Origin of the sequence: Patulibacter medicamentivorans, from assembly GCF_000240225.1 — a bacterium.
GTDB lineage: Bacteria > Actinomycetota > Thermoleophilia > Solirubrobacterales > Solirubrobacteraceae > Patulibacter > Patulibacter medicamentivorans.
The window spans coordinates 1-8,669 of record NZ_AGUD01000272.1 but is presented as its reverse complement, the minus strand read 5'-3'; the positions used below and the strand labels follow the sequence as shown (position 1 = coordinate 8,669).

General features: G+C 76.0%; 8 protein-coding genes. 4 read left to right on the top strand and 4 right to left on the bottom strand.

Going from position 1 to position 8,669, the window contains the following annotated elements; genetic code table 11:
- Positions 1 to 215 precede the first annotated feature (215 nt).
- Both PAI11_RS19300 and PAI11_RS24805 read right to left on the bottom strand, forming a co-directional pair.
- Complete coding sequence (locus tag PAI11_RS19300; RefSeq protein ID WP_007577935.1) at positions 216 to 1,163, bottom strand: DUF7065 domain-containing protein; 948 nt, start codon at positions 1,161 to 1,163, stop codon at positions 216 to 218.
- 66 nt (positions 1,164 to 1,229) lie between these two features.
- Positions 1,230 to 1,781: an FxsA family protein gene (locus tag PAI11_RS24805; protein ID WP_007577933.1), complete on the bottom strand. Its 552-nt coding sequence runs from the start codon at positions 1,779 to 1,781 to the stop codon at positions 1,230 to 1,232.
- Positions 1,782 to 1,884: 103 nt separating this feature from the next.
- On the opposite strand from PAI11_RS24805, the gene PAI11_RS19290 reads away from it, so the two are divergent.
- Together PAI11_RS19290 and PAI11_RS19285 are read left to right on the top strand one after the other, a co-directional pair.
- Positions 1,885 to 2,181: a metal-sulfur cluster assembly factor gene (locus PAI11_RS19290; RefSeq protein WP_007577931.1), complete on the top strand. Its 297-nt coding sequence runs from the start codon at positions 1,885 to 1,887 to the stop codon at positions 2,179 to 2,181.
- A 115-nt stretch (positions 2,182 to 2,296) separates the two neighbouring features.
- The gene (locus tag PAI11_RS19285; protein WP_007577929.1) at positions 2,297 to 3,997 is read left to right on the top strand and encodes a S8 family peptidase; all 1,701 of its coding nucleotides are present in this window, start codon (positions 2,297 to 2,299) and stop codon (positions 3,995 to 3,997) included.
- Positions 3,998 to 4,018: 21 nt separating this feature from the next.
- On the opposite strand, the gene PAI11_RS19280 is transcribed toward PAI11_RS19285, so the two are convergent.
- Entirely contained in the window at positions 4,019 to 5,461 is a 1,443-nt protein-coding gene (locus PAI11_RS19280; RefSeq protein WP_007577927.1) for a WS/DGAT/MGAT family O-acyltransferase, read from the bottom strand.
- A gap of 184 nt (positions 5,462 to 5,645) precedes the next feature.
- Between PAI11_RS19280 and PAI11_RS19275 the strand changes: the two genes are divergently transcribed.
- A complete protein-coding gene (locus tag PAI11_RS19275) occupies positions 5,646 to 6,947 on the top strand; it encodes an acyl-CoA dehydrogenase family protein (protein ID WP_007577925.1) in 1,302 nt (433 codons plus the stop codon).
- Positions 6,948 to 6,994: 47 nt separating this feature from the next.
- A complete protein-coding gene (locus tag PAI11_RS19270) occupies positions 6,995 to 7,990 on the top strand; it encodes a M28 family metallopeptidase (RefSeq protein ID WP_040601030.1) in 996 nt (331 codons plus the stop codon).
- A 15-nt stretch (positions 7,991 to 8,005) separates the two neighbouring features.
- On the opposite strand, the gene PAI11_RS19265 is transcribed toward PAI11_RS19270, so the two are convergent.
- The coding region (locus PAI11_RS19265) for a hypothetical protein (protein ID WP_040601029.1) at positions 8,006 to 8,669 on the bottom strand (664 nt) is incomplete at its 5' end.

Genomic DNA, 8,669 nt, shown 5'->3' with positions numbered 1-8,669 from the left:
CTCGGTCCACGAACACCAGGCATCCACCCGCGCGGCGCGGCGTGAGGTGCATGTGTGCCGGTACATCGCGCATCCACGCCCGGCGGCTGGCGGACGATCGTCGCCTCGGTGATCGCTCGGGGGTGAGACGGTGATCGGACGTCGCTGGGGCGCGGCTTCGTCGTCTCGTGGCGTGGAGTGCTGCGAGACGACGATCCGACGGGTCTGTCCGCGCCCTACTCCGCCACCTTCTTGAGCACGTCGTAGCGGCCGACGCCCTCGCGGCCGGCCAGGCGCCAGCGGAAGAAGGCGGTGTCGAGTCGCAGGCGGCCGAGCTCGAGCGTGGTGCCGGAGATCGCCTCGCCGGTCGCGGTCCAGACCGGGCCCTCGTCGCTCTCCCACAGCTCGACGGTCGCCAGGGTATGGCGGCCGCCGGCGTCGGTGGTGGTCGAGATCCGCGGCTCGGGGGTCAGGACGGCCTCCAGCTCCCGGGCCGGCGCGGCGTCCGCGACCGGCGCCTCGCCGTCCTCGGCCGGCGGCGCCGGCGGGACGCGGGCGACGGCGGCCCAGGCCACCTCGTCGGCGTGCGACCGGGCGCCCTCCGGCCGCAGCGCGCTGATGGCGAACGAGAGCTCGCCGTCGAACCAGCCGGTGATCGTCCGCGCCTGCTCCAGGCGGCTCCAGTCGGGCGCGCCCCACTGGTGCCCGCGCTGCCCGACGCCGTCGATCGCGAACCGCCGGTCGCCGACGGTCAGCGTCCCGGTCACGCGGCACGGCTGCTCGTAGCCCTCCATGCCGCCCCACTTGGCGGCCACGTGGTCGCCGGAGAGGACCAGCGGCGGGCCGACCGCGACGAAGGTCAGGTCGAGCGCCCCGTCGTCGGTCGCGGCCGACACGCTCCAGCGCCGGTGCGGCTCGACGATCTCGTGGTCGATCCCGGCCGCGGAGAGGTCGCCGTAGCCCTCGGGGTCGGGCGGGATCGGGATCGCGCCCTCGGCGTGGCTGAGCGCCGGCTCGCCATCGACGAAGACCAGCACCAGCCCCGACGCGGCGCCGCCGGCGACGCCGATCCGGACCGTGCCCTGGACGCCGGCCCGCCGGTCGGCGAAGGCGCAGGTGACCGCATCGCTGAACGTCGGGTCCGACGAGGTGTGGGGACGCTCGAGGGCGGGATCCAGGGCCATGCGGCGATTCTCCCATCGTCGAACGACCGGGCGCCTCTCCCACGGGCCGCCCGGCCGCCGGGGCCGTCAGTCCCGCGGCCGGTCGTCCGGCTCGACCGCGGATCCGTCGATGTCGCCGGGCAGCTGCCGCGGCGTCGGCCGGGCGGCGGGGTCGGCGCCCCAGGTCGGCTCCTCGGTCGCGGAGCCGTCGACGTCGGCCGGGCGCCCGCCGCCCCAGCGCGCCCGTCGCGCCGCGTCGACGAAGATCAGCGGCGGGACCGCTCGCCGCGCCGCCAACGGCACCACGACCCGCCGCGCGAACGTCCGGATCGGCGGCAGCAGCAGCACCAGGCCGACCGCGGCCGAGGCGAACCCGGGGACCAGCAGCAGCACGCCGCCGAGCAGCAGGATCGCGCCGTCGAGCGCCTCGGCCCCCGGCGAGCGGCCGGCGCGCGCGGCCTCGACCACGCGCTGCCAGGTGCGCAGGCCGGCACGGGCGATCAGGCGCGAGCCGAGCAGCGACCCGGCCAGCAGCAGCAGGACGGTCGGGGCGGCGCCGATCTGGTCGGCGACCAGCAGCGCCAGCCAGATCTCGAAGGCGAACCCGCCCACCAGCAGCACGAGGATCAGCAGCGGCATCGTCCCAACCGTACGCTGCCGGAGCGCTCGCCGGCCAGCAACCGCATCCGTCGCCCGCCGCGACGGCCCACGGACGCACGACGCGGTGTGCGAAACTCGATCGATGGCCACCGTCGACGATGTCGAAGCCGCCCTCGCCAACGTCATCGACCCCGAACTGGGGTTGGACTTCGTGGAGCTGGGGCTGATCTACGGCATCACGATCGAGGACGGGCACGTGCACGTGACGTACACGCTGACGACGCCCGGCTGCCCGATCGGCCCGCAGGTCGAGTCCCAGATCGAGGAGTTCGTCGGCGAGCTCGAGGGCGTCGCCAGCGTCGACTCCGAGGTCACGTTCGTCCCGCCGTGGTCACCGGAGAAGATGAGCGAGGACGCCAAGTTCGCGCTCGGCTTCTGAGCCCGGACCACCCGATCCGAGAGCGCCCGCGGCTCGCGGGCGCCATGCTGCCGCCCTTCTTCGACGCCGCTTACCGAAACCGCGGGCCCGTCCTCGGGTTCCAGCCGGGGAGACCATGACCCGCACCAGCCTCCGTCCCACCGCCGGCCTGCTCGGCGCGACCGCGCTGCTCTGCGCCGCGGCCGCCCTTCCAGCCTCCGCGCCGGCCGCGGACAGCGGCCAGCTCGGTGGCCGCTCCGGCCCGACCGGCCGGCTGCTGGTCACCGTCCGCGGCGCCGACGGGCTCTCGACCACGGCCGTCGAGGAGCGCCTGGCCGACGTCGCCCGGCGCGCCGGCGTGCGGACCGCCGGGACCGATCCGGCGGCGGCGACCGCGGCCGTCGCCGCCGGCGACGCGGACGATCGGGCGCGGCTCGCCGCGCGGCTGCGGCAGGATCCGCGGGTGGTCGAGGTGGTTCCCGAGCGGCGCGCGGCGCTCCGCGGGCTGCCGAACGAGCCGAGCCTCAGCCAGCAGGACCCGGGAGCGCCCGCGGGCGTGGTGCCCGGCTGGTGGGTGCAGCGGATGAACATCCCCGCCGCCTGGGACCTGGCCAACGGCAAGGGCATCAAGATCGCGGTGATCGACTCGGGGGTCGACGGCGGCCACCCGCAGCTGGCGCCGATCATCGACCAGGCCCAGACCGACGGCCCGGTCGTCGGCAACGCCCAGACCGACGAGGTCGGCCACGGCACCCACGTCGCCTCGCTGGCCTGCGCGGCGTTCAACGACGGCGCCGGGCTGGTCGGCGCCGGCGGCCGCTGTCACCTGATCGTGATCAAGAGCGAGCTGCGCGACTCGAGCGTGGCGAGCTCGATCGACAAGGCGGTCGCGGCGGGGGCCGACGCGATCGTCATGAGCTTCGGGGTCGACGGCGTCGCCAGCGCGCCGACCGTGATCCGCGAGGCGCTGCAACGGGCCGCCGCCGAGGGCGTCGTGCCGGTCGCGGCCGCCGCCGACACCGCGACCACCGAGCAGGGCTACCCGGCGAACACGCTGCAGCCGACCGGCAGCGGTCCGCAGATCGACGCGGGCCTCGGCCTGACCGTGACCGCGGCCCAGGCCGACGGGATCCGCGCCTCGTTCGCCGGCTACGGCAGCCAGATCAGCGTCGCGGCCTACGGCACCTACTCCGCCGGCGGCGCCCCCGGAGGGCTGCTCGGCGCCTTCCCGGCGACCAAGACCGCCTTCGAGGAGTCGAGCACCAACCCGGACGGGACCGTCAACCCGCCCTGCGGCTGCCGCGTCGCCTTCGGCGGCGACACCCGCTACGCCCACCTGCAGGGCACCTCGATGGCCGCTCCGATCGTCGCCGGGATCGTCGGCCTGGTCCGCGACGCCAACCCCGACCTGCCGGCGGCGACGATCGTCAGGCTGATCAAGCAGACCGCGACCCGCGCCGGCGGCTACAGCGACCAGCTCGGCTGGGGGATCGTCAACGCCGGCGCGGCGGTCGACGCCGCGCGGCAGATCGACCTGCGGGCGCCGAAGGCGAGCTTCCGCAACCGCTCGCGACGGACATCGGCGACGCGCCTGCGGCTGAGCTGGAAGGCGACCGACCCGGCGCCGAAGCCGCTCGTCGCCTCGGGCGTCAAGACGGTCGACGTCTACCGCAGCGTCCGCGGCGGCCGCTTCCGCCGGATCGGCTCCGGCAAGCGCGGGCGGCTGACCGTCGACCTGCCGCGTGGCACCACCCGCTTCGCCCTTCGCGGGGTCGACAAGGCCGGCAACCGCGCCCCGCGCCCGGCCAAGGGCGCGCTGACGATCCGGCGCGGCTGAGCGGCGGCTCGCGAGCCGCCGCTACGGCGCGGCGGTCCGCACCCGGGCGGGCGTCGCGCCGCCGACCCCGGCGCGCGCCAGGTCGTCGAGCTCGTCGATCGCCGACGCGATCCCGTCGGCGATGAACTTCAGGTCCGGGAGCGCGTCGTGGTCGCCGATCAGGCCGAAGTTGATCGCCCCGTCGTAGGAGAGGATCGCGATCGCCAGCGCGTGGTCCTTGGGCAGGAAGGCGACCGGGAAGGCGCGCTCCATCTTGCGTCCGCGCAGGTAGAGCGGGATCTGCGGCCCCGGCACGTTCGTCACCAGGACGTTGAACAGCCGGGTCGAGAAGTTCAGCCGCGAGGCCTGGGCCAGGACCGTCGGCGGCGCGAAGTTCTGGACGTTGGCGATCGTCTCGGCGCCGAGCGCCTGCTTGCTCTCCTTGAGCCCGCGCATCGCCCGCCGGATGACCTCCATCCGCTGGACCGGGTCGTCGATGTAGACCGGCAGCGGGCCGCGCATCGCGGTCAGGCGGTTGCCGAGCTGGCCGCGCTCGTCGGTGCTGCGGACGGACACCGGCACCAGCGCCCGCAGCTCCAGCCCCTCGGTCCGCGCGCCGCGGCTCTGCAGCCAGTCGCGCAGGGCGCTGGTCACGACCGCCAGCACGACGTCGTTGACGGTGCCGCCGAAGTGGTCCTTGATCCGGCGGAAGGTCTCGAGCCGGCCCTCGACCGCGCGGTAGCGCCGGTGCGGGCCGATCGGCACGTTGAGCGGCGTGTCGGGGGCCGGGTTCATCAGCTCCCAGGCCATCTCGCCGACGCCCTCGCCGATCTCGCGCACGCGGCCGGCGGCCGCGCGCGGGCGCGCGAACGCCTCGAGCGCCTTGGTCGCCCCGAGCACGCCGGCGCGGGCGGCGCCGACGATCCCGGTCGCCAGCATCTCGGCCGGGGTCGGGACCGGCCGCGGCTGCCAGGCGGCGTCGGGGTGGGGGACGTCCATCCCCTCGGGCGTGACGTCGAGCAGGGCGGTCGCGATGTCGATCCCGCTGATCCCATCGATCAGCGCATGGTGGGTCTTGGAGATCAGCGCCCAGCGATCGGTCTCGATCCCCTCGACGATCCACAGCTCCCACAGCGGCTTCGAGCGGTCCAGGCGCTGGCTGAAGATCTGGGCGGTCGCCTCGCGCAGCTGGGCGCGCTTGCCGGGAGCGGGCAGCGCCGTGCGGCGGACGTGGTACTCGAGGTTGAAGGCCGGGTCGTCGATCCAGACCGGGTTGCCGCTCTGCAGCGGCGGCCGCGCGAGCCGCTGGCGGTAGCGGGGCAGCAGGTGCAGGCGGCAGCGGACCTGGTCGAGGATCTCCTCGAACGGCGGCGGCGGGCCCTCGAACACCGTCAGGCCACCGATGTGCATGTGCGCCGCGGGGCCTTCCTGGTGCAGGAAGCCCGCGTCGACGGCGGTCAGCCGGTCGCTGTTCTGCTGGGCCATGCGGTGCGTCCCTCCCGTCTTCCGGCGTCGCCGCGCCGTGATCGAGTCCACACCCTACCCCGGCCGGAGGACCCTGAACAGCGCCGCCCTCGCCAGCGGCGGGCATGACTGGTACCGTGCGGTACCACGCCCCGCGCGGTGGTCGCCGGACCGCCGCGCACCCCACCACCGACGGAGGCTGATCATGGCCTGGGACTTCAGCACCGAGCCCGAGTACGAGGCGAAGCTCGACTGGGCGCGGACGTTCGTCCGCGAGCAGATCTGGCCGCTGGAGAGCATCTTCGGCGAGCTCGACCAGGCCGGGATCGACGCCGCCCTGCGGCCGCTGCAGGAGCAGGTCAGGGAGCAGGGCCTGTGGGCCTGCCACCTGCCGCCCGAGCACGGCGGGCAGGGCTACGGGCAGGTCAAGCTCGGGCTCCTGCACGAGATCCTGGGGACGTCGTTCATCGCCCCCAACGCCTTCGGCTGCCAGGCCCCGGACTCCGGCAACGGCGAGCTGCTGGCGCTGGCCGGGAGCGCGGAGCAGAAGCAGCGCTGGCTCGAGCCGCTGCTCGCCGGCGAGATCAAGTCCGCGTTCTCGATGACGGAGCCGCACACGGCGGGCTCGGACCCGACGCTGCTGCAGACCCGCGCCGTCCGCGACGGCGACGAGTGGGTGATCGACGGCCACAAGTGGTTCACCTCGAACGGCTCGGTCGCCGACCTGCTGATCGTGATGGCGGTCACCGATCCCGAGGCGCGGCCGCACCAGCGCGCGTCGATGTTCCTCGTCCCGGCGGACGCGGCCGGCGTGAACATCCTCCGCGACGTGCCGACGATGGAGCACCCGGCCGAGGAGTTCGGCCGCCTCGGCGGCCACGCCGAGATCCGCTACGAGGGCGTGCGGGTGCCCGCCGACGCGCTGCTCGGGCCCGAGGGCGCCGGCTTCCTGCTCGCGCAGACCCGCCTCGGGCCGGGCCGCATCCACCACTGCATGCGCTGGCTGGGGGTCTCGGGGCGGGCCTTCGACATGCTCTGCGAGCGCGCCCTGTCGCGGCACGCCCACGGCGGCCTGCTGGCCGACAAGCAGACCGTCCGCAGCTGGATCGCCGACTCGGCGGCGGAGCGTCACGCCGCCCGCCTGATGACGCTCCAGGCCGCCTGGAAGATCGACCAGGAGGGGGCCGCGGCGGCGCGCGAGGAGATCGCGATGATCAAGTTCCACGGCGCGAAGGTCCTGCACGATGTCGTCGACCGCGCGATCCAGGCCCACGGCGCGCTCGGCTTCTCGACCGACCTGCCGCTCGAGCAGCTCTACCGCTTCGCCCGCGCCGCGCGGATCTACGACGGCCCCGACGAGGTCCACCGCGAGACGCTTGCCCGGCGGATCCTGCGCCGCTACGAGGCGCCGGCCGACGGCGTCCCGACGGAGGACCTGCCGCGCCGTCGCGCCGCGGCCCGCGAGCGGTTCGCGTCGCTGCTGGCCGGGGCGACCGAGAACGCCTGACGGCGGACCCGGACCCACCGCCGGGCCGGGCGGCGTACCGTGTCGCTGTGGCCACCGAGCGGGCAGCGACCAATCGGCGGCGGCCGCTCGCGCTCTTCGTCGGGGCGCTCGTGGCCGTCGTGATCGCGGCCGGTGTCGTGGTCGTCGCCACCCGGGCCGGCGGCGACTCGTCGCCCGCCCCGCCGCCGTCGGCTCGCACGCTGGCGGCCGAGCTGGCCCGGGCGCGGCGCCCGGACCCGGCCGTGCCCGTCGCGACGACCCACCGCTTCGACGCCGGCCGGGCGCTGGAGCTGGTGCGGATGCAGCTGGCGGTCGGCCAGCGCCCGTCGGGCTCGCGGCGGCTGGCGCGGCTGCGCACCCGGCTGCTCGCGCGGCTGCCGCAGGGGCGTCGCGAGCCGGTCGCGGGGCACCCCGGGCTCTACAACCTCGTCGGGCGGCTGCCCGGGCGGCTGCCGGCGGTCGTGCTCGCGGCCCACTACGACACGCAGATCGAGCCGCGCGGGTTCGTCGGCGCCAACGACTCCGCCGCCGGAACCGCCGTCGTGCTGGAGGCGGCCCGGGCCCTCGGCCGCGCCGCTCGGCCGACCGACGCGCGCGAGGTCCGCTTCGTCCTGCTCGACGGCGAGGAGCTGCCGCCGGGCGGCGACGACGCCCACTTCGAGCGCGACGGCCTGCGCGGCTCCAAGGCCTACGCGGCCGCCCACGCGGGAGAGCTGGGGGCGGTCGCGGTCGCCGACTACGTGGCCGGTCGCGGCCTGCGGCTCCCGCGCGAGCGCCAGTCGGACCTGCCGCTCTGGTCGCGGGTCGCGGCGGCGGCGGGCCGGGCGGGCGTGGGCAGGGTCTTCCCGGTCGAGGACGGTCCCGCGATCGTCGACGACCACCTGCCGTTCCTCGAGGCGGGCGTCCCCGCGGTCGACCTGATCGACTGGGACTACCCGTACAAGCAGGGCACCGGCGACCGGCTCGAGCGGCTGTCGGCGCGGGCGATCGACGCGACCGGCGAGACCCTCGTCGGCTGGCTCGACGCCGAGCGGCGGCGGTGAGCGCCGGCCCGGCGCTCAACGGCCGTCGGCGGCCACGAAGATCGCGTCCCGCGGAGCCCGGGCCGGCAGCGTCACGAGCGCCTGGCCCTGGACCGCGATCGCGGCGCAGGCGGTCTCCGGCGGCACGGTGTCGCCCAGTCGGACGGTGACGCGCACGCGGCGGCCGTCGAGCGTCGCCGAGGTCGAGGCCAGGGCGTCGCAGGCGCCGTGCCAGTAGCTCACCACCGCGTGGCGGCGGTCGGGCTGCAGGACGCCCCGCTCGATCCGGATGGTCCGCTGACGGGGCAGCGTCGGCCGCGCGCGGTCGAGCGGCGCCGACCAGGCGATCGTGCGCCGGCTCCAGCCGTGGCCCGGGGCGAGCACGGCCTCGCTCGCCCACAGGCAGCGGACGTCCGGCGAGACGACGGCCCACAGGCGGACGGTGCGCTGACGGCCGCCCCCGCCGACGACCGCGTGATCGGCGCTGGCGCAGCCGGCCGGGGCGCCGACGGGGTCGGACCGGAGCCCGCCGAGCGTCAGGCGGCCACGGGCGAAGCGCATCGCCTGCCACGAGAGCGGCTCCAGCGTCGCGCCGCGGCCCAGGCCGGGGGTCGTCGCGACCGCGACGACGTCGCCCTGCGAGGCGCCGCTGCCGGCCGCCGGCGACTGCAGCGTCACCCGCCGCGCTCCGCGCCGGTGG

Coding starts and splice junctions, on each gene's coding strand:
- PAI11_RS19290 (WP_007577931.1), top strand. CDS start 1,885: ATGGCCACCGTCGACGATGTCGAAGCCGCCCTCGCCAACGTCATCGAC.
- PAI11_RS19300 (WP_007577935.1), bottom strand. CDS start 1,163: ATGGCCCTGGATCCCGCCCTCGAGCGTCCCCACACCTCGTCGGACCCG.
- PAI11_RS24805 (WP_007577933.1), bottom strand. CDS start 1,781: ATGCCGCTGCTGATCCTCGTGCTGCTGGTGGGCGGGTTCGCCTTCGAG.
- PAI11_RS19275 (WP_007577925.1), top strand. CDS start 5,646: ATGGCCTGGGACTTCAGCACCGAGCCCGAGTACGAGGCGAAGCTCGAC.
- PAI11_RS19285 (WP_007577929.1), top strand. CDS start 2,297: ATGACCCGCACCAGCCTCCGTCCCACCGCCGGCCTGCTCGGCGCGACC.
- PAI11_RS19280 (WP_007577927.1), bottom strand. CDS start 5,461: ATGGCCCAGCAGAACAGCGACCGGCTGACCGCCGTCGACGCGGGCTTC.